The organism is Pseudomonas sp. LM13 (assembly GCF_041381355.1).
GTDB classification, from domain to species: Bacteria; Pseudomonadota; Gammaproteobacteria; order Pseudomonadales; family Pseudomonadaceae; genus Stutzerimonas; species Stutzerimonas frequens.
The window spans coordinates 248,634-265,065 of the sequence record NZ_JACBXH010000001.1; the positions used below are offsets into that span (position 1 = coordinate 248,634).

A 16,432-nucleotide genomic window follows, 5' to 3' on the forward strand; every position below is an offset into this window, starting at 1 on the left:
AACGGTGCATATCCCCACAGGTCTCGTCGTCGACGAGGCCTTGCACGCCCCGAAGCTGCGCATACCGTCGGATGGAGGCACGACTATTGCTGTCTGCCCAGTCAACTACCACCGGCAGCCGCGCATGACCGTTCTGACTCACCCCTTCACTCCGCACTGGCAGGCCGAGCTCGAGCTCGGCTATACCCGCATCGGCGACGCGACGCGCCCGGTGCTGCGCCGCCATAGCGGACCGCTACGGGTGCAGAAGCATCTGTATCCCGAAGGGCCGGAGGTCTGTCAGCACATCATCGTGCACCCACCGGGCGGCATTGCCGGTGGCGATCGGCTGGATATCAGCGCCTCGGTTGCAGCCGGTGCCTGGGCGCAGCTGACCAGCCCCGGTGCAGCCAAGTGGTATCGCGCCGCCAGCCCGGCCTTTCAGGACCTGCGCCTGCGCGTCCAAACCGGTGCCACGCTGGAATGGCTGCCGCAGGAGACCATTGTCTATTCCGCAGCGCAGGCCGAGCTGAGCACGGTCATCGAGCTGGAAGGCGATGCGCGGCTGTTCTACTGGGACATGGTTGCCCTCGGCCGGCCGGCCGCGGGCGAGCGCTTCGACGCCGGGCATTTCCAGGCGCGCCTGGATATCCGTCGCGACGACCAGCTGATCTGGCACGAGCGCCAGCGCATCGCCGGCGCCGATGCGTTGCTCGGCTCACCGATCGGCCTCGACGGGCGTTCGGTGTTCGCCACCCTGATCGCCAGCGGCGAGCTCGACGCGGACCTGCTGGAACGCTGCCGTGAATTGCCCAGCCGCGTGCGCGGTGACCTGACGCAACTGCCAGGGCTCATCGTGGCGCGCTGTCTGGCCGACGAGGCGCTGCACGCCCGCGCCTGGCTGATCGACCTGTGGCGAATGTTGCGCCCTGAACTGCTGGGCCGCGAGGCGGTGCCGCCTCGCATCTGGAGTACCTGAATGACCGGTGGGCACGGCTGCGCCGCTGCCCTCCCTACGCCGGCGCGCCTGCGTGCACGTCGCCCTGAACAACGCTGCGTGGTCTCGACCACCGGCCGGTGGATACGAAGAGCGACATCCACCCTACGACTGGAGCGGTTATGGATCTGTCACCAAGAGAGAAGGACAAGCTGCTGATCTTCACCGCTGGCCTGGTGGCCGAGCGCCGACTGGCGCGCGGCGTGAAGCTCAATTATCCGGAGGCCATGGCCTACATCTCCGCGGCGCTGCTCGAAGGTGCCCGCGACGGGCAGACGGTCGCCGAACTGATGCACTACGGCACAACGTTGCTGAACCGCGAACAGGTGATGGAAGGCGTGCCGGAAATGATCCCGGAGATTCAGGTCGAGGCGACTTTCCCGGACGGCACCAAGCTGGTCACCGTGCATCAACCAATCGCCTGAAATGTCGGTCAATGTCTACTGCAAAGACCCAAGACCCGCTTTGAAGGATTTGAACGTGCAGATACGTGACGCCCTGGATGCCGACCTCGAAGGCATTCTGCATATCTACAACGACGCGGTGCAGAACAGCACGGCGATCTGGAACGACCACACCGTCGACCTCGCCAACCGCCAGGCCTGGCTGGCCGAGCGCCACGAACAGAATTACCCGGTGCTGGTGGCCATCGACGAGCAGGGACAGGTGGCCGGCTATGCCTCGTTCGGCCCTTGGCGGCCCCACGACGGCTTTCGTCATACGGTGGAGAACTCGGTCTACGTCAGCCCCGACCATCGCGGCAGCGGCATCGGCCGCAGCCTGATGAAGGCCCTGATCGAGCGCGCACGGGGATTGGAAAAGCACGTGATGATCGCCTTCATCGAAAGCGAGAACCGCGCCTCGATCCATATGCACCAGCAGCTCGGCTTCATCCATGTCGGCCAGATGCGCCAGGTAGGCTGCAAGTTCGGCCGCTGGCTGGATCTGACCATGATGCAACTGACCCTGAACAGGACGCCCCAGCCATGATCCCCGGCGAATACCAGATCCAGGACGGCGATATCGAGCTAAACGCCGGCCGCCGCACCCTCACGCTGAGCGTGGCCAACAGTGGCGACAGGCCGATCCAGGTCGGCTCGCACTATCACTTCTTCGAAACCAACGACGCGCTCGCCTTCGACCGCGCCGCGGCGCGCGGCATGCGCCTGAACATCCCGGCCGGCACCGCGGTGCGCTTCGAACCGGGCCAGAGCCGCGAGGTGGAGCTGGTCGAGCTGGCCGGCGATCGCCGGGTATTCGGCTTTGCCGGGCGGGTAATGGGCGCGCTCTAGAGCGCAGCCGCAAGCGACAAGCAAGCTTCGTAGGGTGGAAAACGCCGAAGGCTTTTCCACCACCCAGATTGCCGGTGGACAAGCTTCGCGTTGTCCACCCTACGGACAGGATGAGATGCAATGAAGATTTCCCGCCAAGCCTATGCCGACATGTTCGGCCCCACCGTTGGCGACAAGGTGCGCCTGGCCGACACCGACCTGTGGATCGAAGTCGAAAAAGACTTCACCACCTATGGCGAAGAGGTGAAGTTCGGCGGCGGCAAGGTCATCCGCGACGGCATGGGCCAAAGCCAGCTGTGCGCCGCCGAGGTGGTCGATACCCTGATCACCAACGCGCTGATCCTCGACCACTGGGGCATTGTCAAGGCTGACGTGGGTCTCAAGGACGGCCGCATCGCCGCCATCGGCAAGGCCGGCAACCCGGACATTCAGCCCGATGTGACCATCGCCATCGGCGCCAGCACCGAAGTGATCGCGGGCGAAGGCATGATCCTCACCGCCGGCGGCATCGATTCGCACATCCACTTCATCTGCCCGCAGCAGATCGAAGAGGCGCTGATGAGCGGCGTGACCACCATGATCGGCGGCGGCACCGGCCCTGCTACCGGCACCAACGCCACCACGGTGACGCCCGGCCCCTGGCACATGGCGATGATGCTCAAGGCCGCCGACGCCTTCCCGATGAACATCGGTTTCACCGGCAAGGGCAACGCCTCGCTGCCGGAACCGCTGATCGAGCAGGTCAGGGCCGGCGCCATCGGCCTCAAGCTGCACGAGGACTGGGGCACTACGCCGGCGGCCATCGACAACTGCCTGTCGGTCGCCGATCAGTACGACGTGCAGGTGGCCATCCATACCGACACGCTGAACGAATCGGGCTTCGTCGAGACCACCCTCGGCGCGTTCAAGGGCCGCACCATCCACACCTACCACACCGAAGGCGCCGGTGGCGGCCACGCGCCTGACATCATCAAGGCCTGCGGCTTCGCCAACGTGCTGCCCAGCTCGACCAACCCGACCCGGCCCTTTACCCGCAACACCATCGACGAGCACCTGGACATGCTCATGGTCTGCCACCACCTCGACCCGAGCATCGCCGAGGATGTGGCCTTCGCCGAGAGCCGCATCCGCCGCGAGACCATCGCCGCCGAAGACATCCTGCATGATCTCGGCGCGTTCTCGATGATCAGCTCCGACAGCCAGGCCATGGGCCGCGTCGGCGAGGTGATCACCCGCACCTGGCAGACCGCCGACAAGATGAAGAAGCAGCGCGGCGCCCTGCCCGGCGACGGCGCGGGCAACGACAACTTCCGCGCCAAACGCTACATCGCCAAGTACACCATCAACCCGGCAATCACCCACGGCGTCTGCCACGAGGTGGGCTCGATCGAAGTGGGTAAGTGGGCCGACCTGGTGCTCTGGCGCCCGGCGTTCTTCGGCGTGAAGCCGAGCCTGATCCTCAAGGGCGGCGCCATTGCCGCGAGCCTGATGGGCGACGCCAATGCCTCGATCCCGACACCGCAACCGGTGCACTACCGGCCGATGTTCGCCAGTTACGGCGGTTCGCTGCACGCGTCGAGCTTTACCTTCATCAGCCAGGCAGCCTTCGAGGCCGGCGTGCCTGAGCAGCTGGGCCTGAAGAAGAAGATCGGCGTGGTGAAGGGCTGCCGCTCGGTGCAGAAGAAAGACCTGATCCACAACGACTACACGCCGGACATCCAGGTCGACCCGCAGAACTATCAGGTGCGCGCCGATGGCCAGCTGCTCTGGTGCGAGCCGGCCGAAGTGCTGCCGATGGCGCAGCGCTATTTTCTGTTCTGATCGACTGATGCGTAACCAGTCGCCGCTCACCGGCGCGGCGCAACCCGCTGCGCTCGGCTGACCGCCGCCTGCAGAAGAGGTTGGCCATGTTAAAGTGGCCGGCCTTTTTTCGCCGCTCAGGGCCTGCAGATGGTGCGATCCATCCTCGACGACCTGCTCACTGTCCAGCGCATCAGCGCCGTCCCGGCCATCCTGCAGGTGGTCAGCGAAACCACCGGCCTGCGCTTCGCTGCGGTTGCCCGCGTCACCGAGACGAACTGGACCGCATGCGCCGTGCTCGATCGCATCGAGTTCGGCCTGAAGGTCGGTGGCGAGCTGGATATCACCACGACGCTGTGCAGCGAGATCCACGCCTCGCACCAGCCGATCATCATCAGCCAGGTCAGCGCCGACCCCGATTACTGCAACCATCACACGCCGCAGATGTATGGCTTCGAAAGCTATATCTCGGTGCCGGTGCTGCGCGCCGACGGCGGTTTCTTCGGCACGCTCTGTGCGCTCGATCCACTGCCACGCGACCTGTCCAGCCCGGCAACGCGGGCAATGTTCGAATCCTTCGCGCGCCTGCTGACCCTGCAGATCGAAGCCGAGGAGCAGCAGCAGGCCACCCGTGCAGCGTTGGCCGACGAGCGCATCACTGGCCACCAGCGCGAGCAGTTCATCGCCCTGCTCGGGCACGACCTGCGCACCCCGCTCGCCTCGATCCAGGCGGCCAGCGATCTGCTGGTCCGGCGCTCGACGGAACGCGGCACGCAGCAGCTCGCCGAGCATGTGCGCACGTCCAGCCAGCGCGCCTCGCGCATGGTCGATGATCTGATGGATTTCGCGCGCGGCCAGCTGGGCAATGGCATACCGCTGAACTGGACCGCCGCAGCCAACCTGCATCTCACGCTGATGCAGGTGGTCACCGAACTGCGCACCGCCCATCCACGCCGAGTCATTCTCGAACAGGTGCCGGAGCTGCCGGTGTTCGAATGCGACCCGGACCGGATCGCCCAGCTGCTGGCCAACCTGATCACCAACGCGCTGCACCATGGCGCCAGCACAGGTCCGGTGATCGTGAAGGCCGAGGTGATCGACGAGCACTTCCAGCTGGCGGTGCACAATCGCGGCACGCCAATCCCGGCGCAACGGCTGGGACGACTGTTCCATGCCTATTCCCAGGAAGACGACACCTCGCGCAACGGGCTTGGACTGGGGCTGTTCATCGTTGACCAGGTGGCCAAAGCCCATGGCGGCGGCATGCAGGTAACCTCCAGCGCCGAGGCCGGTACCACCTTCACCTTCCGCATGCCGCTGCAGCGCGCCTGATCAGCGCAGCTGGCTGTCCTTGCTGCCACGGCGGTTATAGCCGCTGAACCTGGCGTCTTCCTTGTCCTGCTCGGCCTGGCACTTGATGCACAGCCTGACGCCGGATACCGCCTGGCGCCGTGCTTCGGGAATGGCCGCGCCGCACTCCTCGCAATGCTTGAGGCTCTCGCCGCGGGCGAGCTTGCTACGGGCACGCTGCACCGCGTCTTCGACTGTGCTGTCGATCTGCTCCTGGACGGCACCGTCACCTGCCCAACCTGTCGCCATGCTCCACCTCCCGCATCGGCTCGATGCTGTTCTGCGTTGGAGTCGCTGCGCCGCCGGATGCTCACCCCGGGTGGTACCGCCCATCGAATGACGCCGGGCAATCGACGGATGGCGCAACCCGAGCGGCACAGTCACCTATCCTGCCTCGGTTCACGCCGACGGCTTAGTGCCTCGGGCATTTGCGAACCGGCAGGGCAGCCAGCATGAAGCGCATCTTACCGATCATAACCAGCCTGCTCCTGGCAGCGGGCTGCGCCAGCGAACCACAGGTGCTGGAACGCGATCTGGGCACCTTCGATCTCAAGCTGGGCACCGAGCCCGCCCGCAGCATGGCTCAGGGGCTGGTGCAACCGAGTACCGGCAATGCATTCCATGGCGGGCTCGATCTCACCCATGCCAGCGGGCTGTATGTCGGGCAGTGGTCCCCCAGCGTCGGCCTGGTCGAGGGAAGGCAACTCGAGGTGAACTCCTATCTCGGCTACGCACAGCAGAACGATCATGGCCAACTCGGCTACGAGATCGGCCTGATGCGCTACAGCTTTCCGGAACTGCCCGAATGGGATCGACACGAATACTACGGTGGCCTGACGCTGGGCGATCGCCGCCTCGGTGCGGCGCTTAACAGTGCCGCCGGGCGCACCGACAGCACCTTCTACTTGGACTTGGGCACGGTGACGCCATTCGCCGTCGGCGTCCGCGTGAAGTACTCGAGCCACGCGCTGGCCACACCGCATTATCTCGACGGTGGCGGCAGCGTGGACATGTTCAGCGACTGGTCGCTCGACCTCTCGCGGCCCTGGCTGGGCCTGCAACTGAACCTGTCCTACAGCGGCTCCAGCCTGAGCGGCCAGGCCTGCAGCGCCTACTCGGGACAGAACCCGCGTTGCGACGGCCTGCTGACCTTCCGTGCCGAGCGGCAGCTGTTCTGAGCGCGGCTCATTCCTTGACCTGCATGTACTCCTCGGCCCAGACGACGTATTCATCGGCCGTGGAGTATTTGACCGACAGCTGCGAAGCGTTCAGGTCCAGCGCATCGACCTGGCGTTGTTCGCGCAGGCAGTCGTAGGTCGCCTTGATCGCGGCGAAGTAGGCCGCGTGACCGTTGACCACGATGCGTACGCCGAGCGCCGCCAGCCGCGCGTTGTCGCGCAGGTTGGGGTTGCCGTAGGTGACCAGCATCAGCGGCTTGCTGAGTTGGCTGGCGATGCTCTCCAGGTGGTCGAAATCTTCGATGCCGACCAGGCAGATGGCATCGGCACCAGCCTTTTCGTAGGCCTGGGCGCGGGCGATGACTTCCTCGAAGCCGATCACGCCAGCATTGGTACGGCCGATGATGGCCATTTCCGGGTCGACTCGCGCCTCCAGCGCCGCGCGGATCTTGCCGACGGCCTCGAACATGCCGATGAGGTCGGTGGAGCGGCGGCCGAATTTGGGCGGCAGCAGGGTGTCCTCGATGGTCAGCGCGGAAATCCCGGCGCGTTCCAGTTCGGAAACGGTGCGCATCACGTTCAGCGCGTTGCCGTAGCCATGATCGGCGTCGGCCAGCACCGGCAACTGGGCGACACGGCAGATACGCGTGGCCTGCTCGACGAATTCGCTCAAGGTGATGAGGTTGAAGTCCGGCGCGGCGAGGACCTGCAGCGAGGCCACCGAGCCACCGAGGATGCCCACTTCGAAGCCGAGGTCGGCGGCGATGCGCGCGGACATCGGGTCGAACACCGAGGCGGTGTGGAAGCAGCGGTCGGCGTTCAGCAGCTCGCGAAAGTTGCGGCGCAGGTCGTGATGAGAGAGTCGCGGCATATAGGCTCCATGGGTGCACGCAAGGGTCGATTCGCCCTGTCTTTTCATTTCAGTGTTGTTGAGAAGCTGCCTGGTCGGCCGAATGGCACATTCGCTGTTCTATCCCATGACTGGCCGCTGGCGGCGCTGCACATAAGCCATGCACAGGCCGCTGGCGATGATCACCGCCATGCCGATCAGCGCCCCGGCATCCGGCGCGTGATCGAAGGCGACATAGCCGACCACCCCGGCGAAGACGATCTGGCCGTAGGTGAACGGCGCCAGCGTCGCCGCGCTGGCGAAGCGGAAGGCGTTGGTCAGCAGCAGGTGGCCGAGCATCGCCATGCCACCGAGCGCGCCCATCAGCAGCGCGTCGTGCAGCGTTGGCGTGCGCCAGTTGAAGACCACCAGCACGCTCAGGGTCACGCAACCGACCAGGCTGGTCAGGTAGTTGCTGGTCACCGGGTGATCGGTGCCGGCCAGACGCCGGGTCACCAGCTGGTATACGGTGAACGACAGCGCCGCGCCGAAGGGCAACAGCACCGCCGGGGTGAACAGCGCCGAACCGGGGCGCACGATGATCACCACCCCGAGCAGACCGAAGGCCACGGCCAGCCACTGGCTGCGACTGACCCGCTCGCCCAGCAGCGCCGAGGCGATGGTTACCAGCACCGGTGTCAGAAAGATCACCGCAGTGGCTTCGGCCAGCGGAATGAAATGCAGGCCGTTGATGAACAGCAGGCTGACGCTGACCAGGCTCAGCCCGCGCAGCAATTGTGGCCACGGGCGCAGGGTGCGAAATACGCGCTGGCCCATGCGCGGCACGAACAGCGCGGTCATCAGCACCGTCTGCGCGACGTAACGAGCCCAGATGACCAGAAACACCGGGTAGATTTCCGAGAGGTGTTTGGCCAGCCCGTCATGACTGGCCAGCAACAGACCCGACAGCAGTATCAGCAGGACGCCGTAGAGCGGGTGATGGTGATCGTTCAACGCAGGCCTCAAACCACTTGTTAGCAGGCTAACCATTATGCCTGTCATCTTGTCGCACCGCTGTACCAATCAGCTGAAACCTTTCACCTGAGCCTGGGCACGGTCGCGACTGTCCGGCTGCGGGTGACAACGGAGCTGCGGATGGGCCGCCCGGCGGCAAGCGGAGCGCCGGCATTTCGCGTATGATCGCCGGCTTTTTGCCGAGCCGCGCGGCGTTTCGCGGCGTTCGAGTGTAGTCGTGATGTACCAGTTGAGAGCGATGCAGGAGCGCGATATCCCTGCCGTCCTGGCGATCCAGGAAGAATCCTATGCCGCCGAGGTCCTCGAAGACGAGGCGGTGATCCGTTCGCGTCTGGCGGCATTTCCGCAGCTGGCGTGGGTGGCCGAGGATGACGACGGCGTATGCGCCTACCTTTTCGCCTATCACTCGCGCCTGGGCAAAGTGACCCCGCTGGACGGGGAGTTCTGCACCGACGGCGAAGCCGATTGCCTCTACCTGCATGACCTCGCCGTGGCCGGACGAGCCGCAGGCCGCGGCATAGGCCCGGCACTGGTGCGGCACAACCTGCAACAGGCCGGCACCGCACAGCTGCGCTATTCGGCACTGGTCTCGGTGCAGGATTCCACCGGCTTCTGGTCGCGCCTGGGCTACGAAGCCCACGACGAACTCGACCCGCCGCAGGCCGGCAACCTGGCCAGTTACCAGATCCCGGCGGTGTATATGGTGCGCGATCTGCACCAGTAAGGCGCACGCATCAGACCCGCCCCCGACACGTGCACCGTGAAGGTGCGCCCAAAGCCCCATTATCAGGCACGCAGGCCCGACAGCCGCCGTGATCGCGATACATGGGCTCGGTTGGCAAGCCACTTGCTCTTGTTCCGGAAACGATCCGACCGGAACTCTGCACATGCTGGTGATTCGCCAACGCATCGAGGCCCGCCCCGAGTGGCAGGCCGAACTCGAACTGACCTACGACGCGCGCAGCAAGAGTCGCCTGCGCTGCTTCAGTACCAGCGGCGAAGACGTCGGCCTGTTTCTCGAACGCGGCCAGCCGCCGCTGCACGATGGCGAATGCCTGCTCGCCGGTGATGGCCGCGTGGTGCGCGTACGCGCTCGGCCCGAACAACTGCTGCACGTCACCTGCGCCAGCGCTTTCGAACTGACCCGCGCGGCCTACCACCTGGGCAATCGCCATGTCGCCCTGCAGGTCGGTGACGGCTGGCTGCGCCTGCTCGACGACTACGTGCTCAAGGACATGCTGTTGCAGCTGGGCGCCCAGGTCGAACATATCGAAGCGCCCTTCCAGCCGGAGCATGGCGCCTACGGTGGCGGCCATCACCACTCCCACGCCGGCGAGGCGGAGTTCAGCTACGCACCGCGCCTGCACCAGTTCGGCGTACGCCCGTGAACGCAGCGGCCGCACCCGGCTCGGCCTGGGCTCTGCTGCGGCTGGCCAGCCCGCAGCTGCCGATCGGCGGCTACAGCTATTCCCAGGGGCTGGAAATGGCGGTGGAGAACGGCCGGGTGAGCGACGCCGACAGCGCCCGGCGTTGGCTGGAGGATCAATTGCTGCTCAACCTCGCCCGCTTCGAGGCGCCGCTGCTGCTGGCGCATTGCGAAGCCGCCGAGCGGGATGACTGGCCGCGCCTGTTGCAGCTCGCCGCCGAGCACCGCGCCAGCCGCGAAACCCGCGAACTGCAGCTGGAAAGCCGGCAGATGGGCTATTCCCTCGCGCAGCTGCTCGACGGCCTGCCAGAACTCGACCCGCCGGCACGTGACTGCCTCGCGGCCGCCGGCGAGCCCGGCCTGGCCCTCGCCTGGGCACTGGCCGCCCGCGCCTGGCAGATCATGCCCGCCGATGCCGTCGTCGCCTGGTTGTGGGGCTGGCTGGAAAACCAGCTGGCGGTGCTGATGAAGACCCTGCCGCTGGGGCAGCAGGCGGCGCAGCGGTTGACCTCGCAGTTGTTGCCGGTCCTGAGCCAGGCGCAACGGGAAGCCAGTCAGCTGCCGGAGCGGGAATGGGGCAGTGCGCCATTTGGACTGGTGCTGACCAGCATGGCGCATGAGCGGCAGTACAGTCGGTTGTTTAGGTCATGAGAGAACTGGCGCGAGCCCCGTGCTACGGGCGCAGCTGCACAGGAGCAGGCCGAGGCGGTGCACAGGTGGTGGCGGGAGCAGCTTCCCTCGACGGCGCGGCGTCGTTATGGGCACTGACCTTAGGTTTCGCCCTGTTGGGCGACTCGCTTTTTTTCAGTCGCGAAAAAAGTAAGCAAAAACGCTTGCCCCTGCATTCGGCCCTTCGCTTCGCGAAGGGTTCGTTCTCTCCGCCGCCGCTCCGAGGGTCGCCGTACAAGGGCCATCCATGGCCCTTTACGGCTCTTGCGGCATCCATGCCGCTCGCCCCTCTCCACAACGACTCCGTTCACCCTCCTGAAGGGGCAATTGATGTCGCCTGATCGTCCGTATAAGAAAAAACAAGCTGAGGGTAACGCCAGCGACCTACAGACAGCCCTGCCGCTATCTCTCGCCCGCGATGTAGGGTGGAAAACTGCGCAGCATTTTCCACCGCAGGCTACAAGCACGCTCTCGCCGAGCCATGGCGTATTACTTTTCAAACCGGTGGGTAAGCTTCGCGCTACCCACCCTACGGACCCGTTTAGAAACTTCCAACCGGCTCGGACCACATCCCCCGGAGTAATGCCGGAGGGAGGGGAGTTTTGCGTAGCAAACCGGGGACGCCCAGTCCGGATGTCGGGGTCGCCTTCTCTTTGGTTACTTTCTCTTGGCGAGACAAGAGAAAGTGACGCGCCGTGCAAGGCGCAACCGGTAGTCCCAGCCGAGGAAAGCGCGGCGCCTGACAACACTGCGTACGCCACCATCGATCACCCAACGATTTCTATTCCCCCCTGCCCCAATCGGCAGCGGCACGCCCTTCGCATCAACCCCGAGGCAGCCTCTCTGCCTTCCAGAGGAGAACTCCCATGAACACCCAACCCCTGCGCGTCGGCATTGGCGGGCCGGTCGGTTCCGGCAAGACCGCCCTGACCCTCGCCCTGTGCCAGGCCCTGCGCGACCGCTACAACCTCGCCGTGGTGACCAACGACATTTACACCCAGGAAGACGCCCAGTTCCTCGTGCGTAACGAGGCCCTGGCGCCGGAGCGGATCATCGGCGTGGAAACCGGCGGCTGCCCGCACACGGCAATCCGCGAGGACGCCTCGATCAACCTCGAAGCCGTGGAGCAGCTCAACCGGCGCTTTCCCGGCCTGGATCTGATCATTGTCGAGTCCGGCGGCGACAACCTCTCGGCGACTTTCAGCCCGGAGCTGTCGGACCTGACCATCTACGTGATCGACGTGTCGGCCGGCGACAAGCTGCCGCGCAAGGGTGGCCCGGGCATCTGCAAGTCCGACCTGCTGGTGATCAACAAGATCGACCTGGCACCGATGGTCGGTGCCTCGCTGGAGGTGATGGATCGCGACGCCCGCAAGATGCGCGGCGAACGGCCGTTCGTCTTCAGCAACCAGAAGGTCGGCCAGGGTCTTGAGGAAATCATCGCCTTTATCGAAAAACAGGGAATGCTCAGCGCCGCCTGACGTCCGACCGCTCACCCCAAGGAGTCTTTATGAACCTGCGCAAACCACTGCTCGCCACCCTCCTGCTGCTCAGCCCGGCATTGGCGCTGGCTCACCCCGGGCATGACCATGCCGGCGTGCTGTCCGGTATCGCCCACCCGATCTTCGGTCTCGACCACCTGCTGGCGATGGTTGCCGTCGGACTGTGGGCGGCCCAGCAGACTGGCAAGGCGCGCTGGGCGCTGCCGCTGACCTTCGTCGCCACCATGCTGCTCGGCGGGCTGGCCGGTTTCGCCGGAATCGAAATGCCGCTGATGGAAACCGGTATTGCCGGCTCGGTTCTGGCCCTCGGCCTGCTGGTAGCCCTGGCAATTCGCCCGCCGCTGGTCGTTGCCGCAGCGCTGACCGCGCTGTTCGCCGCCAGCCACGGGGTCGCCCACGGACTGGAACTGCCGGAGCTGTCCAGCCCATGGGGGTATGCCGCCGGTTTCGTTGTTGCCACCGCCGCTCTGCATGCCGCCGGTTACGCACTGGTTCGCTTGCTGCCGCAGGCCGCCGCACCGCTGGTGCGCATCGCCGGTGCCGCCTCGGCAGTCACCGGCGCCTGGCTGCTGGCCGGCTGAGAACCAGCCATGCCTCAGTGATAGCGCCGCCGCAGCGCGACATTGAGGCGATCGACCACCTCGGCCCAGTCGGCATCCTCGAGAATCTCCTCGCGCAGGAAAGCCGCCTGGGCCGGCGTCCAGAACGACGCGTCGGCCAGATAGACATCGTCTGCCAGCGGCGAATGGGTTTCGATGAATCGCCTGATCGAGACATCGTCGTTGGGCAGGCCCAACTGCTCGAACAGGTTGTGGAAGGCGTGGATCGACTGTTCCATGTTGACCTCCGGTGCTCGCGGGAATGAACGCTATGAGTATTGCTCATTCCCGCGAAAGCGCCGGCGTCAGCGGAACGGTGGCTCGTCGAAGCTGCGCAGCTTGCGCGAGTGCAGCGAGTTGAGCTGGTTGCGCAGCAGTTCGAGTGCGGTGATACCGATCTTCAGGTGCTGGGTCACGGCCCGCTCGTAGAACGCGTTGGCCGAGCCGGGCAGCTTGATTTCGCTGTGCAGCGGCTTGTCCGATACGCACAGCAGTGTCCCGTAGGGCACCCGCAGGCGGTAGCCCTGGGCGGCGATGGTGCCGCTCTCCATGTCCACCGCAACGGCCCGCGACAGGTTGATCAGCGGTCGCTCCTGCGCCCAGCGCAGTTCCCAGTTGCGGTCGTCGTAGGTGAGCACGGTGCCGGTGCGCAGGCGCTTCTTCAGCGCCTCGCCCTGCTCGCCGGTGACCTTGGCTGCGGACTCCTGCAGCGCCTGCTGGACCTCGGCCAGGGCCGGCAGCGGAATGTTCGGCGGCAACACGCGATCGAGGATGCCGTCGCGGCGCATGTAGGCGTGGGCCAGCACGTAGTCGCCGATGGACTGCGACTGCCGTAGCCCGCCGCAGTGTCCGATCATCAGCCAGCAATGCGGACGCAGAACGGCCAGGTGATCGGTGATGTTCTTCGCGTTGGACGGGCCGACGCCGATGTTGACCAGGGTGATGCCGTGGCCGTCCTCGGCGATCAGGTGATAGGCCGGCATCTGGTAGCGGTGCCACATCACGCCACCGATGATCGCCTGCGCCTCGCCCTCTTCCATGCCGCGCTCGATAACCACGTTGCCCGGCAGCACCATGCGCACGAAGCGGGTTTCGTCGCGCAGCATGTCCAGGCCGTGGCGGATGAACTGGTCGACGTAGCGGTGGTAGTTGGTCAGCAGGATCCACGGCTGTACGTGGCGCCAATCGCTGCCGGTGTAGTGCACCAGCCGGCGCAGCGAGAAATCCACCCGCGCGCCATCGAACAGTGCCAGCGGATAGGGATCGGCGTGCTCCCAGTCGTAGAGCCCGTCGGCGATATCGTCGGTAGCGGCGGACAGGTCGGTGCTGGGGAATACCCGCGCCAGCTCGGCGGCGGTCACGCCGGTGCCGGCCAGCTCGTCGCCCTGCTCGATGACGTACGGATAAGGGATGTTGCGGTCGCTCATGCCGACCTCAACGGTGACGTTGAAGTCCTGGATCAGCGGTTTCAGCTGATCGAGCAGATAGGCGCGGAACGCCGCCGGATGGGTCACGGTGACGCTGTACACGCCGGGTGCCTGGACCTTAGCGTAGGCACGGGTCGAGGCCGGCACTTCGCCGTGGCACTCGTAGGTCAGGCGCAGCTGCGGGTAGCGGAACAGGTTGCGCTCCGCGGCGCTGGGCTCGGTGCGGCTGGCGACGTAGCGTTTGAGCGCCTGGTTGAGCGCCGCTGTGGCCTGCGCGTGCAGCTCGGCCAGCTTGTCGACCGCCTCCTCAGCGCAGGTGGCGACGGTGAAGGATCTGGATTCGTTGGAAGTCATGGCTCATCCTGGCTTAACACACAGGCCTATCTTGGCTGCATTTGGTGACGGATGTATACGCAGCCGAGCGGATGGAGCCGCACCGGAGACGCCGCGCGCTGGAAATGTGCGCCGTCATCGGCGAAAAAAAATCCGACACCAGAGCCTGGCGTCGGATTCGGGCACCGCTTCGAGCCCGCCGCCGATGCATTGCTGCATCAGCCGCACAGGCTCCTACCGATTACTTGTCCAGCAGCATGGTACCGTTCTTGGCGAAGTTGGCATGCCAGGAGAAGGCTTTTTCCAGCACGTGCGGGGTGTGGCCGCCACGCTGTTTCGCCTCTTCGAGGTAGGCGAGCGCCTGGGCCCTGTAATCCGGGTGCATGCAGTTGTTGATGATTCGCGCCGCCGCCTCGACGGGCGCCAGCCCGCGCAGATCGGCATAGCCCTGCTCGGTGATGATCACGTCGACGTCGTGGTTGGTGTGATCCACATGGGTGACGAACGGTACGATGGAGGAGATCTTGCCGTCCTTCGCCGTCGAAGTCGTCACGAAGATGCTGATACGTGCGTTGCGGGCGAAGTCACCCGAGCCGCCGATACCATTCATCATGTGGGTGCCGTTGACGTGCGTGGAGTTCACGTTGCCGTAGATGTCGGCTTCCAGCGCAGTGTTGAAGGAGATGATCCCCAGCCGACGGATCACTTCCGGATGATTGGAGATCTCCTGCGGACGGAACACCACCTTGCCGGCGTACTTGGCGAGGTCCGAGGCCAGGTTGTCCACGCGCTTCTTCGACAGGGAGAAGGCGGTGGCGGCGGCGAACTTCACCACTCCGGCGTCGATCAGGTCGAAAACGCCGTCCTGCAGCACTTCGGAAGCGACGGTCAGGTCCTTGAACTCGGAAGTCTTCATGCCGGCCAGCACCGCGTTGGCCACCGAGCCCACACCGGACTGCAGCGGAGCCAGGCTGTTGGTCAGGCGTCCCAGCTTCACTTCCTCGCGCAGGAAGTCCAGCAGGTTGTCGGCGATCTTCTGGGTTTCGGCGTTCGGCTCGAACAGCGGGGAAGGAATGTCCGGCTCGCTGGACAGCACGATGCCGCGCACCTTGGCCGGATCGACCGGGATACCGATCGAGCCGATGCGCTTGCTGACGTTGTAGACCGGGATGTCCTTGCGCGAATCCTCGCCGGCCGGGCCGGGAATGTAGATGTCGTGCATACCTTCGTACTCGCGCGGAGCAGAGGTGTTCAGCTCGATGATCACGTGCTTGGCGTTCTGCACGAAGATCGGTGAGTTACCGACCGAACCGGTCGGGATGATCTGGCCATCCTCGGTGATCGCCGCCGCCTCGATGATGGCGTAGTCGACCTGCGGCAGCACGCCCTGACGCAGCAACTCGGCGGTGTGCGACAGGTGCTGATCGATGTAGAGCACCTCGCCGGCGTTGATCTTCTTGCGCTGCACCGGGTTGCCCTGATACGGAATGCGCTTGTTGATGATGCCGGCTTCGGCCATCGACTGGTCGGCTGCCGGGCCCATGGACGCGCCGGTGAACAGGTTGACCTTGAATTTCTCGCGCTGGCCGCGTTCGGACAGTGCCTTCGGAAACACCTTCGGCTCCCCGAACAGGGTGAAGCCGCTCATGCCCAGCGTCATGCCGTCCTCGATCCACGACGCGGCCTCTTCTGCCGAGACGACCTTGTCGAGAAACGCTGCGTTGCGGATGTACTTGTTTAGATCGGTTGCCATGAACTCACCTCAGAAACTCATCGAATGCTCGTCCGTGAAGGCTCTGCAAAGAAATTCGCCAGGCCTGACGAGGCAGGGAGACGGCCACTTGATGTCCGGAGACAAAGCGCCCATGTCTTTTGCCGCTCAATATCGGAACCTCAAAAAATCATGCGGCACTTGCAACCCCGTAACGTAGTCGCTCGCCCCATTCTAGGAGCACCAGCTCGTTTGGCTGTTATACAAAGGTACTAGCAGGCCGCCGCACAGGAGAGGTCATAGCC

The 16,432-nt window shown here is 65.1% G+C and carries 18 protein-coding genes; 12 read left to right on the top strand and 6 right to left on the bottom strand.

The window, feature by feature from the left end:
• Positions 1-124: 124 nt before the first annotated feature.
• The 6 genes from HZR81_RS01165 (at position 125) to HZR81_RS01190 (ending at position 5,400) form a co-directional block, all read left to right on the top strand.
• On the top strand, positions 125-958 hold the full coding sequence (locus tag HZR81_RS01165; RefSeq protein ID WP_500127093.1) for an urease accessory protein UreD: 834 nt from the start codon (positions 125-127) through the stop codon (positions 956-958).
• A gap of 140 nt (positions 959-1,098) precedes the next feature.
• Entirely contained in the window at positions 1,099-1,401 is a 303-nt protein-coding gene (gene ureA, locus HZR81_RS01170) for an urease subunit gamma (RefSeq protein ID WP_181090153.1), read from the top strand.
• Position 1,402: 1 nt separating this feature from the next.
• Entirely contained in the window at positions 1,403-1,966 is a 564-nt protein-coding gene (locus HZR81_RS01175) for a GNAT family N-acetyltransferase (RefSeq protein ID WP_427756697.1), read from the top strand.
• Positions 1,963-2,268, top strand: a complete 306-nt coding sequence (locus HZR81_RS01180) for an urease subunit beta (protein ID WP_427756699.1) — start codon at positions 1,963-1,965, stop codon at positions 2,266-2,268. The genes HZR81_RS01175 and HZR81_RS01180 overlap by 4 nt, the downstream gene beginning before the upstream one ends.
• Positions 2,269-2,388: 120 nt before the next feature.
• The gene (gene ureC / locus HZR81_RS01185) at positions 2,389-4,089 is read left to right on the top strand and encodes an urease subunit alpha (RefSeq protein WP_500127094.1); all 1,701 of its coding nucleotides are present in this window, start codon (positions 2,389-2,391) and stop codon (positions 4,087-4,089) included.
• A 129-nt stretch (positions 4,090-4,218) separates the two neighbouring features.
• A complete protein-coding gene (locus tag HZR81_RS01190) occupies positions 4,219-5,400 on the top strand; it encodes a GAF domain-containing sensor histidine kinase (protein ID WP_500127095.1) in 1,182 nt (393 codons plus the stop codon).
• Here HZR81_RS01190 and HZR81_RS01195 read toward each other — a convergent pair whose 3' ends face one another.
• Entirely contained in the window at positions 5,401-5,667 is a 267-nt protein-coding gene (locus tag HZR81_RS01195) for a DksA/TraR family C4-type zinc finger protein (RefSeq protein ID WP_500127096.1), read from the bottom strand.
• 203 nt (positions 5,668-5,870) lie between these two features.
• Between HZR81_RS01195 and HZR81_RS01200 the strand changes: the two genes are divergently transcribed.
• Entirely contained in the window at positions 5,871-6,596 is a 726-nt protein-coding gene (locus HZR81_RS01200; RefSeq protein WP_500127097.1) for a TorF family putative porin, read from the top strand.
• Between the two features lie 7 nt (positions 6,597-6,603).
• On the opposite strand, the gene HZR81_RS01205 is transcribed toward HZR81_RS01200, so the two are convergent.
• Both HZR81_RS01205 and HZR81_RS01210 read right to left on the bottom strand, forming a co-directional pair.
• Entirely contained in the window at positions 6,604-7,467 is an 864-nt protein-coding gene (locus tag HZR81_RS01205; protein ID WP_003301755.1) for an isocitrate lyase/PEP mutase family protein, read from the bottom strand.
• A 99-nt stretch (positions 7,468-7,566) separates the two neighbouring features.
• Complete coding sequence (locus tag HZR81_RS01210) at positions 7,567-8,439, bottom strand: DMT family transporter (RefSeq protein ID WP_102838740.1); 873 nt, start codon at positions 8,437-8,439, stop codon at positions 7,567-7,569.
• 259 nt (positions 8,440-8,698) lie between these two features.
• Between HZR81_RS01210 and HZR81_RS01215 the strand changes: the two genes are divergently transcribed.
• The 5 genes from HZR81_RS01215 (at position 8,699) to HZR81_RS01235 (ending at position 12,638) form a co-directional block, all read left to right on the top strand.
• Positions 8,699-9,184 (top strand): GNAT family N-acetyltransferase, encoded by a 486-nt coding sequence (locus tag HZR81_RS01215; protein ID WP_500127254.1) that lies wholly within the window; start codon positions 8,699-8,701, stop codon positions 9,182-9,184.
• Between the two features lie 163 nt (positions 9,185-9,347).
• A complete protein-coding gene (gene ureE / locus HZR81_RS01220; protein WP_500127098.1) occupies positions 9,348-9,848 on the top strand; it encodes an urease accessory protein UreE in 501 nt (166 codons plus the stop codon).
• Positions 9,845-10,537 carry an urease accessory protein UreF gene (locus HZR81_RS01225; protein ID WP_500127099.1) on the top strand — a complete coding sequence of 231 codons (693 nt, stop codon included), beginning with the start codon at positions 9,845-9,847 and terminating at the stop codon, positions 10,535-10,537. The genes ureE and HZR81_RS01225 overlap by 4 nt, the downstream gene beginning before the upstream one ends.
• Positions 10,538-11,421: 884 nt before the next feature.
• A complete protein-coding gene (gene ureG / locus HZR81_RS01230) occupies positions 11,422-12,036 on the top strand; it encodes an urease accessory protein UreG (protein ID WP_014818985.1) in 615 nt (204 codons plus the stop codon).
• A gap of 29 nt (positions 12,037-12,065) precedes the next feature.
• On the top strand, positions 12,066-12,638 hold the full coding sequence (locus HZR81_RS01235) for a HupE/UreJ family protein (protein WP_125872334.1): 573 nt from the start codon (positions 12,066-12,068) through the stop codon (positions 12,636-12,638).
• 14 nt (positions 12,639-12,652) lie between these two features.
• Here HZR81_RS01235 and HZR81_RS01240 read toward each other — a convergent pair whose 3' ends face one another.
• From HZR81_RS01240 to scpC, 3 genes are all read right to left on the bottom strand, one after another.
• Entirely contained in the window at positions 12,653-12,895 is a 243-nt protein-coding gene (locus HZR81_RS01240) for a DUF2789 domain-containing protein (RefSeq protein ID WP_063540874.1), read from the bottom strand.
• A gap of 66 nt (positions 12,896-12,961) precedes the next feature.
• The gene (gene amn, locus HZR81_RS01245; protein ID WP_500127100.1) at positions 12,962-14,437 is read right to left on the bottom strand and encodes an AMP nucleosidase; all 1,476 of its coding nucleotides are present in this window, start codon (positions 14,435-14,437) and stop codon (positions 12,962-12,964) included.
• Positions 14,438-14,657: 220 nt separating this feature from the next.
• Complete coding sequence (gene scpC / locus HZR81_RS01250) at positions 14,658-16,169, bottom strand: succinyl-CoA:acetate CoA-transferase ScpC (RefSeq protein ID WP_023444942.1); 1,512 nt, start codon at positions 16,167-16,169, stop codon at positions 14,658-14,660.
• Positions 16,170-16,432 lie beyond the last annotated feature (263 nt).